The sequence below is a fragment of the Nocardia sp. NPDC055053 genome (assembly GCF_053608285.1).
The window spans coordinates 155,944-172,780 of record NZ_JBSGVD010000014.1; the positions used below are offsets into that span (position 1 = coordinate 155,944).

Annotated in this window: 18 protein-coding genes; 12 read left to right on the forward strand and 6 right to left on the reverse strand. The window is 68.0% G+C overall.

What is annotated here, in order from left to right; genetic code table 11:
- On the reverse strand, positions 1 to 189 hold the full coding sequence (locus tag ACWF82_RS17360; protein ID WP_452502235.1) for a ferredoxin: 189 nt from the start codon (positions 187 to 189) through the stop codon (positions 1 to 3).
- Positions 190 to 377: 188 nt separating this feature from the next.
- Here ACWF82_RS17360 and ACWF82_RS17365 point away from each other — a divergent pair, with 188 nt between their 5' ends.
- Genes ACWF82_RS17365 through ACWF82_RS17380 form a run of 4 tightly spaced genes read left to right on the forward strand, consistent with a single transcriptional unit; the run spans position 378 to position 3,244 of the window.
- Positions 378 to 1,571, forward strand: a complete 1,194-nt coding sequence (locus ACWF82_RS17365) for an acyl-CoA dehydrogenase family protein (protein WP_452502237.1) — start codon at positions 378 to 380, stop codon at positions 1,569 to 1,571.
- Between the two features lie 22 nt (positions 1,572 to 1,593).
- Complete coding sequence (locus ACWF82_RS17370; RefSeq protein ID WP_452502238.1) at positions 1,594 to 2,697, forward strand: acyl-CoA dehydrogenase family protein; 1,104 nt, start codon at positions 1,594 to 1,596, stop codon at positions 2,695 to 2,697.
- A gap of 53 nt (positions 2,698 to 2,750) precedes the next feature.
- Positions 2,751 to 2,966, forward strand: a complete 216-nt coding sequence (locus ACWF82_RS17375; RefSeq protein WP_452502240.1) for a hypothetical protein — start codon at positions 2,751 to 2,753, stop codon at positions 2,964 to 2,966.
- Positions 2,967 to 2,971: 5 nt separating this feature from the next.
- Positions 2,972 to 3,244, forward strand: a complete 273-nt coding sequence (locus ACWF82_RS17380; RefSeq protein ID WP_379306467.1) for a hypothetical protein — start codon at positions 2,972 to 2,974, stop codon at positions 3,242 to 3,244.
- A gap of 188 nt (positions 3,245 to 3,432) precedes the next feature.
- Here ACWF82_RS17380 and ACWF82_RS17385 read toward each other — a convergent pair whose 3' ends face one another.
- Entirely contained in the window at positions 3,433 to 4,032 is a 600-nt protein-coding gene (locus tag ACWF82_RS17385) for a TetR/AcrR family transcriptional regulator (RefSeq protein ID WP_452502241.1), read from the reverse strand.
- A gap of 99 nt (positions 4,033 to 4,131) precedes the next feature.
- Between ACWF82_RS17385 and ACWF82_RS17390 the strand changes: the two genes are divergently transcribed.
- A complete protein-coding gene (locus ACWF82_RS17390) occupies positions 4,132 to 5,310 on the forward strand; it encodes an FAD-dependent oxidoreductase (RefSeq protein WP_452502242.1) in 1,179 nt (392 codons plus the stop codon).
- Positions 5,311 to 5,363: 53 nt separating this feature from the next.
- Here ACWF82_RS17390 and ACWF82_RS17395 read toward each other — a convergent pair whose 3' ends face one another.
- A complete protein-coding gene (locus ACWF82_RS17395; protein WP_452502244.1) occupies positions 5,364 to 7,007 on the reverse strand; it encodes an acyl-CoA synthetase in 1,644 nt (547 codons plus the stop codon).
- A gap of 174 nt (positions 7,008 to 7,181) precedes the next feature.
- On the opposite strand from ACWF82_RS17395, the gene ACWF82_RS17400 reads away from it, so the two are divergent.
- Positions 7,182 to 7,964 (forward strand): crotonase/enoyl-CoA hydratase family protein, encoded by a 783-nt coding sequence (locus ACWF82_RS17400; protein ID WP_357917699.1) that lies wholly within the window; start codon positions 7,182 to 7,184, stop codon positions 7,962 to 7,964.
- A 53-nt stretch (positions 7,965 to 8,017) separates the two neighbouring features.
- Here the strand turns inward: ACWF82_RS17400 and ACWF82_RS17405 are convergent, their stop codons facing one another.
- Positions 8,018 to 8,434, reverse strand: a complete 417-nt coding sequence (locus ACWF82_RS17405) for a VOC family protein (protein WP_189029928.1) — start codon at positions 8,432 to 8,434, stop codon at positions 8,018 to 8,020.
- 150 nt (positions 8,435 to 8,584) lie between these two features.
- On the opposite strand from ACWF82_RS17405, the gene ACWF82_RS17410 reads away from it, so the two are divergent.
- Positions 8,585 to 9,583: a sigma-70 family RNA polymerase sigma factor gene (locus tag ACWF82_RS17410; protein WP_452502246.1), complete on the forward strand. Its 999-nt coding sequence runs from the start codon at positions 8,585 to 8,587 to the stop codon at positions 9,581 to 9,583.
- A gap of 13 nt (positions 9,584 to 9,596) precedes the next feature.
- Here the strand turns inward: ACWF82_RS17410 and ACWF82_RS17415 are convergent, their stop codons facing one another.
- Both ACWF82_RS17415 and ACWF82_RS17420 read right to left on the reverse strand, forming a co-directional pair.
- Positions 9,597 to 11,132 (reverse strand): acyl-CoA synthetase, encoded by a 1,536-nt coding sequence (locus tag ACWF82_RS17415; protein ID WP_452502248.1) that lies wholly within the window; start codon positions 11,130 to 11,132, stop codon positions 9,597 to 9,599.
- Between the two features lie 22 nt (positions 11,133 to 11,154).
- Positions 11,155 to 12,192 carry an LLM class F420-dependent oxidoreductase gene (locus tag ACWF82_RS17420; protein ID WP_452502250.1) on the reverse strand — a complete coding sequence of 346 codons (1,038 nt, stop codon included), beginning with the start codon at positions 12,190 to 12,192 and terminating at the stop codon, positions 11,155 to 11,157.
- Between the two features lie 61 nt (positions 12,193 to 12,253).
- Here ACWF82_RS17420 and ACWF82_RS17425 point away from each other — a divergent pair, with 61 nt between their 5' ends.
- From ACWF82_RS17425 to ACWF82_RS17445, 5 genes are read left to right on the forward strand one after another with little or no spacing between them, the layout of a single operon-like run.
- Positions 12,254 to 13,234 carry a Zn-ribbon domain-containing OB-fold protein gene (locus ACWF82_RS17425; protein ID WP_452502252.1) on the forward strand — a complete coding sequence of 327 codons (981 nt, stop codon included), beginning with the start codon at positions 12,254 to 12,256 and terminating at the stop codon, positions 13,232 to 13,234.
- Positions 13,235 to 13,242: 8 nt separating this feature from the next.
- Entirely contained in the window at positions 13,243 to 14,262 is a 1,020-nt protein-coding gene (locus tag ACWF82_RS17430) for a thiolase domain-containing protein (RefSeq protein ID WP_452502254.1), read from the forward strand.
- The gene (locus ACWF82_RS17435) at positions 14,259 to 15,428 is read left to right on the forward strand and encodes a thiolase domain-containing protein (RefSeq protein WP_379078495.1); all 1,170 of its coding nucleotides are present in this window, start codon (positions 14,259 to 14,261) and stop codon (positions 15,426 to 15,428) included. The genes ACWF82_RS17430 and ACWF82_RS17435 overlap by 4 nt, the downstream gene beginning before the upstream one ends.
- Positions 15,425 to 16,315, forward strand: a complete 891-nt coding sequence (locus tag ACWF82_RS17440) for a TIGR03619 family F420-dependent LLM class oxidoreductase (RefSeq protein ID WP_452502256.1) — start codon at positions 15,425 to 15,427, stop codon at positions 16,313 to 16,315. The genes ACWF82_RS17435 and ACWF82_RS17440 overlap by 4 nt, the downstream gene beginning before the upstream one ends.
- A complete protein-coding gene (locus tag ACWF82_RS17445; protein ID WP_452502258.1) occupies positions 16,312 to 16,734 on the forward strand; it encodes a nuclear transport factor 2 family protein in 423 nt (140 codons plus the stop codon). Before ACWF82_RS17440 ends, ACWF82_RS17445 begins: the two co-directional genes overlap by 4 nt.
- Positions 16,735 to 16,837 lie beyond the last annotated feature (103 nt).

Genomic DNA, 16,837 nt, shown 5'->3' on the forward strand with positions numbered 1-16,837 from the left:
TCACGCCAACCTCAGCGCAGCCTTGGGACACTGCGCCACCGCTTCCTCTGCGTCGGCGACGCGATCGTCGGCCACATCACCCTCGAGCACGTGCAGCTGATCGTCGTCATCGAGTTCAAACATGTCAGGGGCGATTCCAACGCACACGCCGTTCGCTTCACACCGGTCGAAATCGACGATGATCTTCATGAGAACTTCCTTCCACGCGGTCTCCGCGACACTAACCCAGACAGTACGCCCACGAGACGGGAACAGCTGTCGATTCACTGTCAATACTGGAACATGTTCCAGTTGATATGCAATGATCGGTTTCGGCGGGGCCCATCCCCTGCGCCCCGCCCCGTCCGTTTTCGCAGCAGAGACCGAGGTAGGGACCCATGCGCGTCGCGTATACGCCGCAGCAGGAAGAATTGCGCGCCGAGCTGCGCGAATATTTCGCCCGGTTGATGACGCCGGAACGACGCGCGGCGCTGAGCCTGCAGACCGGCGAGTACGGCGAGGGCAATGTCTACCGCGAGGTCGTCCGCCAGATGGGTAAGGACGGCTGGCTGACGCTGAGCTGGCCCAAGGAGTACGGCGGCCAGGACCGCACGACGATGGATCAGCTGATCTTCGTCGAGGAGGCCGCCATCGCCGGCGCGCCCGTCCCGTTCCTCACGCTCAACTCGGTCGCGCCGACGATCATGCAGTACGGCACCGAGGAACAGAAGAAGTTCTTCCTGCCCAAGATCGCCTCCGGTGAGCTGCACTTCGCCATCGGTTACTCCGAGCCGGGCGCAGGCACCGACCTCGCCTCGCTGCGCACCGCCGCGGTGCGCGACGGCGACGACTTCGTCATCAACGGCCAGAAGATGTGGACCAGCCTCATCGCCTACGCCGACTACATCTGGCTGGCGGTGCGCACCGATCCGACGGCCAAGAAGCACAAGGGCATCACGATGTTCATCGTGCCCACCGATGTCGAAGGGTTCTCCTGGACGCCGGTGCACACGATGGCCGGGCCCGACACCAGCGCCACCTACTACCAGGACGTGCGGGTTCCCGCGTCGTCGATCGTCGGGCCGGAGAACGGCGGCTGGTCGCTGATCACCAACCAGCTCAACCATGAGCGCGTCGCGCTGACCTCGGCCGGGCCGCTCTCGCTCGCGGTCAACCAGACGGTGCGGTGGGCGCGCGAGACCACCGGTCCCGACGGCAAGCGGGTGATCGACCAGGAGTGGGTGCGCCTGAACCTGGCTCGCGTCTACGCCAAGGTCGAATACCTCAAGCTGCTGAACTGGGAGATCGCCAGCCGCGCCGACCAGGGTGGCGAGGCGGCGCCGAAGCCGTGGGACGCCTCCGCGTGCAAGGTCTACGGCACCGAACTGGCCACCGAGGCCTACCGCCTGCTGATGGAGGTCGTCGGCTCGCACGGTTACCTGCGCCAGGACTCCCCCGGCGCGGTCATGCTCGGCAGGCTCGAGCGGATGCACCGCGCCGCGCTGATCCTCACCTTCGGCGGCGGCACCAACGAGGTGCAGCGCGACATCATCGCCATGACCGCCCTGCGCCAGCCCGCTTCCGCCCGCTGATCCCGAAAGCCGGTATCCCCTCATGGATTTCACACCCACCGAAGCCCAGACCGATCTCGCCCGGCTGACCGGCGAGATCTGCGCCAAGCTCGTCACCGCCGACCGCCTGCGCGAACTCGACACCGCGGGCCGCTACGACGAGCAGCTGTGGAAGTCGCTCGCCGAGACCGGCGTGCTCGCGGCCGCGCTGCCGGAAGCTTTGGGCGGCAGCGATTTCGGCATGCTCGAGCAGACCGCGATCCTGCGTGAACTCGGTCGCGTGGTCGCCGCGGTGCCCTACCTGTGGTCGATCATCCTCGGCGCCGGCGCGCTGGCGAAGTTCGGCGATGCCGATCAGCAGCAGCTGGCCGCGCGGGCGGGCGCGGGCGAGATCGTGCTGACCGCCGCGCTCGCCGAGGAACTGCGCGCCACCACCGCCGCGCCGGGCATCGTCGCCGAGTCCGCCGGTGCGGCCTGGACGCTGACAGGCACCGCGACCACCGTCGCCTACGCCGACCGCGCCGAGCGAATCCTGGTGCCCGCCATCACCTCCCATGGCGTCGGCGTCTTCGTGGTCGACCCGGACCACGCTTCGGTCACCCGCACCGCCCAGCAGGTCGTCGACCTGAGCCCCGAGTTCGTCGTCGAACTCTCGGGCACCCCCGCCGAACTGCTCGGCACCGTCGAATCCGGCGCCGACATCCTCACGTGGCTGCGCGAACACGCCTGGCTCGGCCTCTCCGCGCTTCAGCTCGGCACCCTGGAACGCGCACTCGAGCTGACCGCCGAGCACACTCGCACCCGCGAACAGTTCGGCAAGCCGATCGGCTCCTTCCAGTCCGTCGCCCAGCGCCTGTCGGACGCCTACATCGACATCGGCGGCCTGCGCCTGACGGTCACCCAGGCCGCCTGGCGCCTGTCCGAGAACCTCCCCGCCGCCGAGTCCATCCACATCGCCAAGTTCTGGGCAGCCGACGCGGGCCACAAGGTCGCCCACACCGTCGTCCACGTCCACGGCGGCCTCGGCATCGACCGCGACCACATCGCCCACAACTACTTCACCGCCGCCAAACACCACGAATTCGCCCTCGGCGGCGCCACTCCCCACCTCCTCGCCCTCGGCGCCGAACTGGCGTCGATGGAGTAACCTTGCTAGGGCCAAGCAAGGCAAGGTAACTTGTAGCCATACAGCCGGAGCCGGTGATCGCGTCAAGTGCCTACAAGCACGGCATCGACTCCGGCGACATGGTGCACGCTTTCGATAATGCGCTCGCCGCGTTCGATCTCGATGACGGTTTCATCATGCTCATCGGACCGGCAATGGACGCGACGATGCTGGAAGTCGGCTACGTGACCAGTACCGACTCCCACGTCATCATCCACGCTATGGAGGCCCGGCCGAAGTTTCTGAGGTGATGAACATGCCGCGTACGACGAAAGACATCCTCGCCCACGCCGACGACCTGGCGAGGCGATTCGAGAACTACGAGCCGCGAGCGGAAGACGAGCGCGACCCCGCCGCGCTCGCTGCTCTGCGAGCGGCTGTGGTCGCAAGGGCCGAGGCGGAACGCCAGGTCATCGACGGCGTCGCCGCCGCCCGAGAGCGTGGCGTGCCATGGTCGACCATCGGCGCCGAAGTCGGCACTTCGGGCGAAGCCGCACGCCAGAAGTACGGCCCACTCCTCGCCTCGTAACTCGATCGGTCTACCGCGACACCTACTCGGCGAGCCGCGCGCCGTCGGCCTCTTCCGGCACGGGCTCAGCCGCACGCGCACCTTCCCCTAGCCGACGATTCAGCTCACCGCTCGCATGGAGCACATGCGCTGCCGCCGCGCTGAACCGGCGCTCACCATCCACAGATTCCCTCGGCTGGTCCACCTGCTCACGATACGAGCGGCCGATCGATCAGGGTCGAAGTCAGGTAGCGCTGGAGGGTGGGGGCGATGTCGGTGACGATCTGGGTGGGGGTCAGGTCGACTACCGGGGGGATGCGCAAGACGTAGCGGCACAGGGCCAGGCCGAGGAGTTGGGTGACGATGAGGGCTGCGCGGCGGGGGGCGTCGGTGGGAGTGCCGAAGCGGAGGACGGCGGGGAGGACCTGGTCGGCGAAGATTTCTCGGAACCGGGCTGCGACGGCTTCGTCGGTGATCGAGGAGCGGAGCAGGATCAGCAGGACGGTGTTGTCGTTTTCCTCCCAGATAGTGAGGAAGCGGCGGATCACCAGCTCACCCATGGTGTCCGGGTCGGCGGCGGCCAGGTCGGGGAGGTCGAGGTCGATCTGGGCGGCGGCGGCGAAGAGGCCGTCCTTGGAACCGAAGTAGCGCATGACCATGGACGGGTCGATCGCGGCGTCGGCGGCGATGGCGCGGATGGTCGCCTTCGCGTAGCCGTCGGTGGCGAAGCGGGCGCGCGCGGCGGCGAGGATGGCGGCGCGGGTGGCGTCGGAGCGGCGGGCCGGGGTCTCCTGGTCGGCGGAAATCATGTCAACAAGTGTAGGCCAACAACTGTTGACTTTCATCGACGGCCGGGTTTACCGTTATGCCTACAAGCGTTGGCAAACAAACGTTGACCAGGAGTCGTCATGACCGCCACCTCACTGCCCGAAGCCACTTCCGTCATCATCGTCGGCGCGGGCCCCGCCGGTCTCACCGCCGCGATCGTGCTCGCCGAAGCGGGCGTCGAGCATGTGCTCATCGATCGGCTGAGCGAGGGCGCCAACACTTCTCGTGCCGCGGTCGTGCACGCCAGGACCCTGGAGGTCCTCGACGAACTCGGCATCGCGAAGGAACTCCTCGCGCGCGGTATCCAGGTTCCCACCTTCAAGGTGCACGATGGCCCGAAAACGTTGGCCACCGTCGAATTCGGTGACCTGCCGACCGCCCACCCCTACACGCTGATGATCCCCCAGGATGTCACCGAGCAGGTCCTGCTCGACCGGCTGCACGAGCTGGGCGGCACCGTCCACCGGCCGCTCACCGTCGATCGGGTCAGCGACGAGAACGGCCGTGTCACCGTCGAATACACCACCGCCGACAACACGGCGGGCGCCATCACCGCCGACTATGTGATCGGCGCCGACGGCATGCACAGCGTGGTACGCGAGCAGGCGGGCATCGGCTTCACCGGCGACACCTACCCGGCGTCGTTCGTCCTGGCCGATGTCAGGATGAGCTGGCCGACGCCGCGAACCGAAGTCTCGCTGCATCTTTCACCGGAGGGCGTCACCGTGGTCGCCCCGTTGCCCGACGAGAACCAGGACCGCTACCGCGTCGTCGCCACCGTCGACGAGGCGCCCGAGAACCCGACGATCGCCGACATCCAGACCCTCCTCGATGCCCGCGGCCCGGCAGGTGAGATCCGGGTCGACGAGGTCCTGTGGAGCTCACGCTTCCGCGTGCACCACCGCGTCGCCGACCACTACCGCGCGGGCCGCATCCTGCTCGCGGGCGACGCCGCGCACGTCCACAGCCCGGCGGGCGGGCAGGGCATGAACACCGGCATCCAGGACGCCGCGATGCTCGCCGGGCTGCTGACGAAAGTGATTGGCGGCGCCCCGGATTCGCTGCTGGACGACTACGAGACCGTCCGCAGGCCGATCGCCATGGACGTAGTCGCTTTCACCGACCGGATGACCCGCATGGCCACCCTCGAGTCGGCCCCGGCCCGCACCCTGCGCAATACCGCGGTGCGCCTGCTCACCAGCATCCCGGCAGTCCGCGGCAAACTGGCCTACCAGCTCGCAGAGCTCGGCAACCGCTGAAAAATGGGCCCTCCCGGCGACATTGCCGGAAGGGCCCATTGCTGTTCGAACCGCTAGGCGGAGCCAGCCTCGGCGTGCTCGTCGGCGGGACGCTCGTCGGTCTGCGCCTTGGCCCACCGGTAATCCGGCTTGCCCGCGGGCGAGCGCTTGATCTCGTCGACGAACCACAGGCTGCGCGGCTGCTTGTACGACGCGATCTCCTGCGCCAGCACCGGCTTCAGCTCGGCCAGGGTCGGACGCTTGTTGTCGCGACACTGCACCACCGCGACGACCCGCTGACCCCAGCGCGCGTCCTCGACACCGACGACGAGGGCGTCGAAGACGTCCGGATGCGCCTTGAGCGCGCCCTCGACCTCTTCGGGGTAGATCTTCTCGCCGCCGCTGTTGATGCTCACCGAACCGCGGCCGAGCATGGTGACGGTGCCGTCTTCCTCGACGCGCGCGTAGTCGCCGGGGATCGCGTAGCGAACCCCGTTGAACTCCTTGAACGTCGCGGCCGACTTGACCTCGTCCTTGTAGTAGCCGAGCGGGATGTGCCCGCTGCGGGCGAGCAGGCCGACGACGCCGGAACCCGGCTCGACCGGATTGCCTTCCTCGTCGAGCACCTGGGTGGCCGCGTCGATCTTCACGCGCGGGCCACCGGTGTGGGTTTGGCCCTTGGCGATCGTCGCCAGACCACCGAAACCGGTTTCCGAGGAACCGATGGAGTCGGTGAGCAGGCGGTTGGGCAGCAGCTCGAGGAACTTGTCCTTCAGCGGCGGCGAGAACAGCGCCGCGCTGCTGGCGAGCACGTACAGCGACGAGAGGTCGTAGGGCTCACCGGTTTCCGGGTTCCCCTCCTCCAGCGCGTCGAGCATGGGCCGCGCCATCGCGTCGCCGGTGATGAAGATCAGGTTGATCTTGTGCTTGTCGACGGCCTGCCAGACACCGTGCCCGCTGAACTCGGGGATCATCACGGCCTTGCCGCCACCGAACAGGCTGTGGAAGGTGGCCCACTGCGCGCCGCCGTGGATCATCGGCGGAATCGGGAAGCGCACCATCTGCGGATTCGCGGCGCCGACCTTGGCCAGCTCCCACTCGTCCTTGGTGTACTCGCCGGTGATGAAGTTGATGCCGGCGCCGAGCACCCGCCACACGTCCTCGTGCCGCCACATCACGCCCTTGGGCAGGCCGGTGGTGCCGCCGGTGTAGAGCATGTAGATGTCGTCGGGCGAGCGCTCGCCGAAGTCGCGCTCTCCGGAGGACGCGGCCAGCGTCGCCTCGTACTCCACCGTGCCGGGCGAGGTCGGGGCGTCCGTGCCGTCCTCGACGACGAGCACCGTCTTCAGTCCTGGCACCTTCGAGCGGACCGCGTCGACCTTGTCGGAGTAGCGGCGCTCATGGATCAGCGCGACCATGTCCGAGTTGTCGAAGATGTGCAGTAACTCGTTCTCGACGTAGCGGTAGTTGACGTTGATCATCACCGCCCGCGCCTTGAAGATCGCCACCATCGCTTCGACGGCTTCGACGGTGTTCCTGGAATAGATTCCGACTTTGTCGCCGGGTTTCACACCCTGTTCCAGCAGGTAGTGGGCCAGCTTGTTGGCCCGCTCCTCCAGTTCGGCGTAGGTCGACTCGCGATGTTCGCCGACCAGCACGATCCGGTCGGGCATCAGGTCGACGGCGTGTTCGACGAGATCGGCTATGTTGTAGCTCACAGAGACAAAAATAGAACGTGTTACTGTTTCTGACAAGGTCTTCGGCGTCTCGATCTGGACTGACCGGAGGGTGCGACGAAGGAGTGCCCGGAGGGAGGGAAGATCGAGACGGGAGGCCGAAGACCTGCGCGCGTCAGCGCGCCGTGACAGAGCTCGAACGTCAGGAGATATCGAATGGCCCACTGTCTGGTCGAGAAGCGAGACCACGTCCTCATCGTCACCATGAACCGGCCGGAGGCGCGCAACGCCCTGTCCGGCGAGATGATGGCGATCATGCGCGACGCCTGGGACCAGGTGGACAGTGATCCCGATATCCGCGTCGCGATCCTCACCGGCGCGGGCGGGGCCTTCTGCGCGGGGATGGACCTGAAGGCGATGAGCTCGCAGCATCCGGGGGACACCGCCTCCGCCGGCAGCTGGGATCCGGCCTACCTCCCCGCGCTGCTGAAGGGGCGGCGACTGGCCAAGCCGCTGATCGCGGCAGTCGAGGGCCCGGCCATCGCCGGTGGCACCGAGATCCTGCAGGGCACCGACCTGCGCGTGGCCGGGGAAAGCGCCAAGTTCGGTGTCTCCGAGGCCCGCTGGGGCCTGTTCCCGCTCGGCGGTTCCGCGGTGCGGCTGGCCAGGCAGATCCCGTACACCGTGGCCGCCGATCTGCTGCTGACCGGTCGGCACATCACCGCCGCCGAGGCCAAGGAGATCGGCCTGATCGGCCACGTGGTCCCCGACGGAACCGCCCTCGACAAGGCCTTGGCGCTGGCCGGCCAGATCGCCGACAACGGCCCGCTCGCCGTCCAGGCGATGCTGCGCACGCTGCGCGAAACCGAGGCGATGCCGGAGAACGAGGCGTTCCCCATCGAGGCGAAGATCGGCATCGAGGTGTTCAGATCAGCCGATGCCAAGGAAGGGCCGCGCGCCTTCGCGGAGAAGCGCAAGCCGAACTTCACCGGGCAGTAGTCACCACCAACAGGGCGCGAGCCATCGGCCTCGCGCCCTGTTCGGCCGGGTGCCTACGCGCCCGGGTAGTTCATGTAGAACGGCTCCCACTGGTGACCGTCGGGGTCGAGGAACGTGCGGCCGTGCATGCCCACCTGGGCCTCCTGGGCGCGCTTGTCCTCGTTGGTCTGCTCGGTCGCGCCCGCGGCGACGGCCGCGTCGGTCAGCGCGTCGACCTCCTCGGCACTGGCCAGCGAGAGCGCGTAGCCCGCGGCGGCGGTGTTGATCGTGTCGGCGATCGGGCGTGTGCTGAAGGTCGAGAAGAAGGGCTTGGTCAGCAGCATCAGGCAGATGTTGTCGTCGATGACGATGCACGACGCGTTCTGATCGGTGAAATCCTCGTTGACCTTCCAGCCGAGCGCCTCGTAAAAGCTCTTCGAGCGGTCGAGGTCGGCGACGGGGAGGTTGATGAAGATCATCTTGCTGCTCATGGGTATCAGCCTTTCGTGGCGTCGTTGCGGTCTCGAACATGTAGACGCGACGGCTCGCCGGAATTCATCGCGCCGGGCAAAGTTCGCAAATCTCGCCGGTCTGTTCTCGCCTCTGTCGACTGTCGGACCCCTGTGGCATCGTGGGAAACTATGAGCGACGCCACAACCGCTACCACCGGCCCCGATCCCGCAGTGCTGGCCGAATTCGAAACCCACCGGCGCGAATTGTGCGCGTACGCCTACCGCATGCTCGGCTCCTCGTTCGAGGCCGAGGACGCGGTGCAGGAGACCTTCACCCGCGCCTGGCGCTCCTACGATTCGTTCGAGGGCCGCGCGAGCCTGCGCTCGTGGCTGTACAAGATCGCCACCAATATCTGTCTCGACATGCTCGATCGCCCGCAGAGCCGGGCAAGGCCGATGGACCTCAACGGACCGGGCCGCCCGGATTCGCCGCTGCCTGCCCCGCAGCCCGACTACGTGTGGATCGAGCCGATCCCGAACGCGCTCGCCTTCGGCGCCGACCCGGCCGAGCATGCCTCCACCAAGGACACGCTGCGCCTTGCCTTCGTCGCCGCCTGCCAGCATCTGCCCGCCACCCAGCGCGCGATCCTGATCATGCGCGAGGTGCTGCGCTTCTCCGCGGGTGAGACCGCCGAGGCGCTGATGATGTCGCCGGCGTCGGTGAACAGCGCGCTGCAACGGGCACGCGCCACCATGTCCAAGGTGCAGCCGACCGTCACCGACGGGTTCGACGAGAGTGATCCCGAGCAGCGCAAGCTCGTCGACGATTTCGTGAAAGCGTTCGAGGCCTACGACATGGACGCGCTCACCACGCTGCTCAAAGCCGATGTGGCGCTGTCGATGCCGCCCTTCGATCTCTGGATCTCCGGGCCGGAGAATGTGGCCGCGTTCATGCTCAGCACCGGCAGCGCGTGCCGCGATTCGCGCATGGTGCCGCTGGAGGGCGCCAACGGGCTGCCCGCCTTCGGTCACTACAAGCCCAGTGGGGAGCCCGGCGTGTGGGTGCCGTGGTCGATCACCGTGCTCGAGCTCGATGGCGACACCATCTCGGGCCTGAACTTCTTCCTCGACACCGAGAAGTTGTTCCCGCTCTTCGGGCTCGCGCCGGAGTGGCGCGAAGCCGTCTGAGCGGGAACATCTTTCAGAGCAGGCGGCGCTTGTACAGCTTGCCGTTGGGGTCGCGGGGCAGCTCCGCACGGTATTCCACCGTGCGGGGCAGCTTGTACTTGGCGAGCTGACCGGCCGCGAACTCGAGGATCTCGGCGGTGAGCGCGTCGTCGCCCGCGGTGCCGTCGACCGGCTGCACGAACGCCTTGACCTGCTGGCCCCAATCCGGGTCGGGCACACCGAGAACCGCCACGTCGGCCACCTTCGGGTGGCTCATCAGCACGCCCTCGATCTCGGCCGGGTAGATGTTCACGCCGCCGGACAGGATCAGGTCGGAACGGCGGTCGCAGAGGAACAGGTAACCGTCCTCGTCGAGGTAGCCGATGTCGCCGACGGTGAACAGGTCACCGACGCGCGACTCCTCGGTCTTCTCCTTGGCGTGGTGGTACTCGAAGCTGGACGCGCCCATCTTCATGTAGACCATGCCCTCTTTGCCCGCGGGCAATTCGGTGCCGTCGGTCTCGTCGAGGATCTTGATGACCGACCACGGCCAGGCCTTGCCGACCGAGCCGGGCTTGTTCAGCCACTCGGTCCCGTTGATCACCGTGCCGCCGCCCTCGGTGGCGGCGTAGTACTCGGTGACGACCGGGCCCCACCAGTCGAGCATCTGCCGCTTGGTCGCCTGCGGGCACGGCGCCGCGCCGTGCACCATGCTGCGCAGCGAGGACACGTCGTAGCGGGCGCGCACGTCCTCGGGCAGGGCGAGCAGGCGATGGAACTGGGTGGGCACCATGTGGCTGTGGGTCACCTTGTGGCGCTCGATCAGCGCGAGCATGTCCTCGGGATCCCACTTGTCCATGAGCACCAGCTTGTGGCCCATCTGGATCGAGATCGTCGAGAAGTTCAGCACGGCCGTGTGATAGAGCGGCGAGCCGCAGATGTGCACGTGCTCGTCGTAGGGCGCGAGCTCGAACAGGGCGAAGAAGGCCTTGTTCGGCGCGGGGACCTGATCGGGATCGGCGCCGGTCAGCGGGCGGCGAACGCCCTTGGGGCGCCCCGTTGTTCCCGAGGTGTAGAGCATCGGCGCGCCGACCGAACGCTCGTCGGGGCGGCCGGTGTCGGCGGCGCCGAGCCAGGAGACCGGCCGGAAGCCGTCGATGACACCCGCCGAGAAGCGGGCTTCGGCGGGCAGTTCGGCGAGCTCGGCGGCCTCGGCGGCGGTGGCGGCGAAGCGCTCACTGGCCAGGAAGGCCGAGGCGTCGCTGTCGCCGAGGATGTAGGCGATCTCGGGCGCGGTGAGGTGCCAGTTCACCGCGACGATGTACAGGCCCGCCTGATACGCGGCGAAGTACGCGGCGATCGCCTCCACACCGTTGTGCAGCATGCTGACGACCACGTCGCCGGTGCGCAATCCGATGCCGCGTAGTCCGTTGGCGTAGCGGTTGGCGAGGGTGGCCAATTCTCGATAGGTGATCTCCCTGCCGTCCGGGTCGACGACGGCGATCCGCTCGGGATCGGCCGCGGCGATATTCCACAGTCCGAGGACTTCCGTTGTCTGCTGGCTGCTCACCCCATCGAATTTAGAACGTGTTCTAACTCGATACAAGGGTTTGGAGACGACGCATCTGATCGGCATCCGAAACCGAGATCAGCATCATCGTCACCCCGGCGTCCTCCCATTCCTTCAACCGCGAGCGCACATGGGCCTCGTCGCCGAAGATGGCGGTGTCGGTGATCAGCTCGTCGGGCACCGCCGCGGCGGCCTCGGCCTTGCGACCCGCCTGGAAGAGAGCGGAGATCTCGTCGACCTCGGCACCGTAGCCCATCCGCTTGTACACCTGGGCGTGGAAGTTCAGCTCGGGCGCGCCCATGCCGCCGATGTAGAGCGAGGTCACCCAGCGCATCCGCTCGATCTCGCCCGCCGGATCGTCTGTGACGACCACCTGGGCGCTCGCGGCGATCTCGAAATCCTCCCGGCTGCGACGGGCGCCCGGCCGGGCGAACCCCTCGTCGAGCCACTCGTTGTACATGCCAGCCAGGCGCGGCGCGTAGTAGATCGCCAGCCAGCCATCGGCGATCTCGGCGGTCTGGGCGACGTTCTTGGGACCCTCCGCACCCAGCCAGATCGGCAGGTCGGCGCGCAGTGGATGCACGATCGGCTTGAGCGGTTTGCCGAGGCCGGTCGCCCCTGGACCGGTGTAGGGCAGGCCGTAGTGCTTGCCGCCGGAGGTCACCGGAGCCTCGCGGGCCATGACCTTGCGCACGATGTCGACGTACTCGCGGGTGCGGCGCAGCGGCTGGGCGAACGGCTGCCCGTACCAGCCCTCCACCACCTGCGGACCGGAGACGCCGAGGCCGAGAATGGCCCGGCCGCCGCTGAGGTGATCGAGGGTGAGCGCGTGCATCGCGGCCGCCGCGGGCGTGCGGGCCGACATCTGCGCGACGGAAGTGCCGAGGCGAACGCGCTCGGTCGACGACCCCCACCAGGCCAGCGGAGTGAACGCGTCCGAGCCCCACGATTCGGCCGCGAACACCGCGTCGAACCCCGTTTCCTCGGCCGCGACGACCAGCTCGCCTGCGTTGGCGGGCGGCTGCGCACCCCAGTAACCGAGTTGCAGTCCGAATTTCATGACCGACGCCCTTTCCGGCGAATCCTTGCAAGCAGAATAAGAACCTGTTCTACTCGATATCGTGACCCAGGGGAATACCGCAGTGGAAGTATTGAGTGCACCCCTTCGGGTGCAGTTCGACTACACCAGGTCCGTCGGACCTGTCATCGGCGCCTTTCTGACCGGACTGCGCGACCGCCGGATACTCGGCGTTCGTGGCAGTGACGGCCGGGTATTGGTGCCCGCGCAGGAATACGACCCGATCACCTCGGCCCCGCTGGCCGAGCTGGTCCAGGTCGGGACGACCGGCACGGTGCAGTCGTGGACATGGGTGGCCGAGCCGCTGCCCGGGCAGCCGTTCGACCGCCCGTTCGCGTGGGCTCTGGTCCAGCTGGACGGGGCCGACACGGCGATGCTGCACGCGCTGGACGTGACCGGCCCGAGCCAGGTGAGCACGGGTATGCGTGTGCGGGTGCGCTGGGCCGACGAGCGCACCGGAACGATTCAGGACATCGCCTGCTTCGAACCGGGCGAAGCCACCGAGGCCACCGAGGCCGCCGCGCAGTCCGAGGACACCGCCGAGCCGGTGACCATGCTGACCACGCCCGTCGACATGAGCTACAAGCACACGGCCTCCCCGCAGGAGAGCGTCTACCTGCGCGGCCTCGCCGAGGGCAAGCTGATCGGCGGCCGTTCCGAAGCGGGCGGGCGGGTCTACTTCCCGCCGCGCGGCGCCAACCCGACCGACGGCACACCGACCGACGACCTCGTCGAACTGCCCGACAAGGGCACGGTGACCACCTTCTGCATCGTGAACGTTCCGTTCCTCGGCCAGCGGATCAAGCCACCGTATGTGGCCGCCTACGTGCTCCTCGACGGCGCCGACATCCCGTTCCTGCACCTGGTTCTCGGCTGCGAGGCGTCCGAGGTGCGGATGGGCATGCGGGTCGAAGCCGTGTGGAAGCCGCGCGAGGAATGGGGCCACGCGCTGGCCAATATCGACCACTTCCGGCCGACCGGCGAGCCCGATGCCGCGTACGAGTCCTACCAGCACCACCTCTGAGAGGCGACGTGAGTACACCAGAAATCGCGGTGGTCGGGTTCGCCCACGCACCGCACGTGCCGGAGACCTTCGGCACCACCAACGGCGTCGAGATGCTCGTGCCGTGCTTCCAGCAGCTCTACGCCGACCTCGGCATCAGCAAGACCGATATCGACTTCTGGTGCTCCGGGTCCTCGGATTACCTGGCGGGGCGGGCGTTCTCGTTCATCTCCGCGGTCGACGCGATCGGCGCGGTGCCGCCGATCAACGAGTCGCACGTGGAGATGGACGCCGCGTGGGCGCTCTACGAGGCGTGGGTGAAGCTGCTCTCCGGGCAGGCGCAGACCGCGCTCGTGTACGGCTTCGGCAAGTCGTCGGCGGGCACCCTGCGTCAGGTGCTGACCAGGCAGCTCGACCCGTATCTGGTCGGCCCGCTGTGGCCCGACGCCGTCTCGGTCGCGGGCCTGCAGGCACGCGCCGGGCTGGACGCCGGCCGCTGGACCGAGCGCGAGATGGCCGCCGTCGCCGGTGGTGACATCGAATCCCTGCTCGCCGAACCGTATGTCGCCGATCCGCTGCGCGCGCACGACATCGCCCCGATCACCGACGGCGCGGCCGCGATCGTGCTCGCGGTCGGCGACCGGGCCAGGGAGCTGTGCGAGCGTCCGGCGTGGATCACCGGCATCGCGCACAATATCGACGCCCAGGCGCTCGGTGGCCGCGACCTGACCCGCTCGCCCTCCACCACCAGGGCGGCCGCGGCGGCGACCCGCGGCAACACCGCCTTCGATCTGGCCGAACTGCACGCGCCGTTCAGCCATCAGCAGCTGATCCTGGCCGAGGCGATCGGCCTGTCCCCCGAGACCCCGGTCAACCCGTCCGGCGGTGCGCTCGCGGCCAACCCGATGTTCGCGGCGGGCCTCGAGCGGATCGGCAATGCCGCCACGGCCATCATCTCCGGCACCGCCGACCGGACCCTCGCTCATGCGACCAGCGGCCCCGCGCTGCAGCAGAACCTGGTCGCCGTTCTGGAATCGGAGGCACGATGAGCTTCCCCGCGGCGGTGCTCGGCACCGGCCAAACTCATCACGTGACGAAGCGCGCGGACGTGTCCATGGCGGGCATGTGCCGTGAAGCGATCGATCGAGCCCTCGAAGACTCGGGCCTGACGATCGACGAGATCGACGCCGTCGTCGTCGGCAAGGCGCCCGACTTCTTCGAGGGCGTCATGATGCCCGAGCTGTATCTCGCCGAAGCGCTCGGCGCCATCGGCAAGCCGCTGCTGCGCGTGCACACCGCGGGCTCGGTCGGCGGCTCGACCGGTGTGGTCGCCGCCAATCTGGTGCAGGCGGGCGTGCACGGCAAGGTCCTCGCGATCGCGTGGGAGAAGCAGTCGGAGTCGAATGCCATGTGGGCGTTGTCGATTCCGGTGCCGTTCACCATGCCGGTCGGCGCGGGCGCGGGCGGCTACTTCGCACCGCACGTGCGCTCCTACATCCGCCGCTCCAATGCCCCGATGCACATCGGCGCCATGGTGGCGGTGAAGGACCGGCGCAACGGCGCGAAGAATCCGCTCGCGCATCTGCACCAGCCCGACATCACCCTCGACTCGGTGCTGGCCTCCCAGATGCTGTGGGACCCCATCCGTTTCGACGAGACCTGCCCGTCCTCGGACGGCGCCTGCGCCCTGGTGATCGGCAATGCCGAAGCCGCGGCCGCCGTCGAAGCCGAGGGTAAGAAGGTCGCGTGGATCCACGGGACCGCGATGCGCACCGAGCCGACCACCTTCTCGGGTCGTGACCAGGTCAACCCGCAGGCGGGTCGCGACGCGGCCGCCGCGCTGTGGGCCTCGGCCGGGATCACCGACCCGCTCGAGGAGATCGACGTCGCCGAGATCTACGTGCCGTTCTCCTGGTTCGAGCCGATGTGGCTGGAGAACCTGGGCTTCGCCGCCGAAGGCGAGGGCTGGAAACTCACCGACAAGGGCGAGACCGAGATCGGCGGCCGCATCCCGGTCAACCCGTCCGGCGGCGTGCTCTCGTCCAACCCGATCGGCGCCTCCGGCCTGATCCGCTTCGCCGAGGCGGCCAAGCAGGTCATGGGCCGGGCGGGCGCGTACCAGGTCGAGAATGCCCGCAAGGCGATGGGCCACGCGTACGGCGGTGGCTCCCAGTACTTCTCGATGTGGGTCGTGGGAAGCGAGCGCCCGGAATGAAGTTCACCCTCGGAATCGCGCTGAGCCCGCTCGACCAGCTGACCGAGCTGGCCAAGACGGCCGAAGAATGCGGGTTCACCTCGATCGGCCTGCCCGACTCGCTGTTCTACATGAAGTCGCAGGCCGCCGACTACCCGTACACCCCGGACGGCAGCCGGTTCTGGGGGCCGGAGACACCGTGGGTCGACCCGCTGATCGCCGCGGCCTCCATGGCCGCGGTGACCACCAACCTGCGGTTCTACACCAACGTCCTCAAGCTCGGCTCGCGCAATCCACTGCTGCTGGCCCGGCAGGTCGGCTCGATCGCCAACATGTCGGGCAACCGCTTCGGCTTCGGCATCGGCATCGGCTGGGCTCCTGAGGAATTCGAGTGGTGCGGGGTGCCCTACGCCCGCCGGGGCGCGCGGGTCGACGAGATGATCGAGATCATCCGGCTCGTGCTCGACGGCGGCATGGTCGAGTACCACGGCGAGTTCTTCGATTTCGGCGAGCTGCAGATCAGCCCGGCGCCGAGCGAGCGGGTGCCGTTCTACATCGGCGGACACACCGGCCCTGCCCTGCGCCGGGCCGCCCGCATCGGTGACGGCTGGACCTCGGCAATGATGAAGTTCGACGATCTGGTCACCACCATCGCCACCCTGCGCGAGCTGCGGGCCGAGTACGACCGGTCCGAGGTGCCCTTCGAGATACAGGCCGTGTGCATCGACAAGTTCGGTCGCGGCGGCTACCAGGATCTGGCCGATGCCGGCGTCACCGACACCATCGTGGTGCCGTGGCTGTCCGACGGCATCGGCTTCGACGGCGAGCTGGCCGCCAAGCAGGATTCGCTGCGCAAGTTCGCCGAGAAATACATCGCCGACCCGATCGTCGCGAAGGAAAAGCCATGACAGAGACCGCGGTAGACCGTTCGGCGCGCGCGGCGGGCCTGGCCTCCCAGGCGGCGGTGCGGGCCAAGGACCGCGCGGCCTGGGTCGCGCTGTTCGCCGAGGACGGGATCGTCGAAGATCCGGTCGGCCCTTCGGGTTTCGACCCCGAGGGCGTCGGCCACCGCGGCCACGAGGCGATCGGCGGCTTCTGGGACAAGGCGATCGCGCTGACCGAGTCGATAGAGTTCCTCTTCGAGGACTCCTTCGCCTGCGGCAACGAGATCGCCTTCACCGGGATGATCCGTACCACCATGGCGGGCCATGTGATCGATGCCGAGGGCGTGTTCACCTACAAGGTCGACGCCGAGGGCAAGATCGCCGCGCTGCGCGCCTTCTGGGAGGTGGACCGCGCCATGGCCACCTCTCGTCGCGTGTCCTGACGACGAAATACATTCAGCCCCGGCACCATTCGGTGCCGGGGCTGAACTGTTCGCACTACCGGACCCCGCACGCCCGACCCCGAGGAGGGCAGGCCGACGCCTG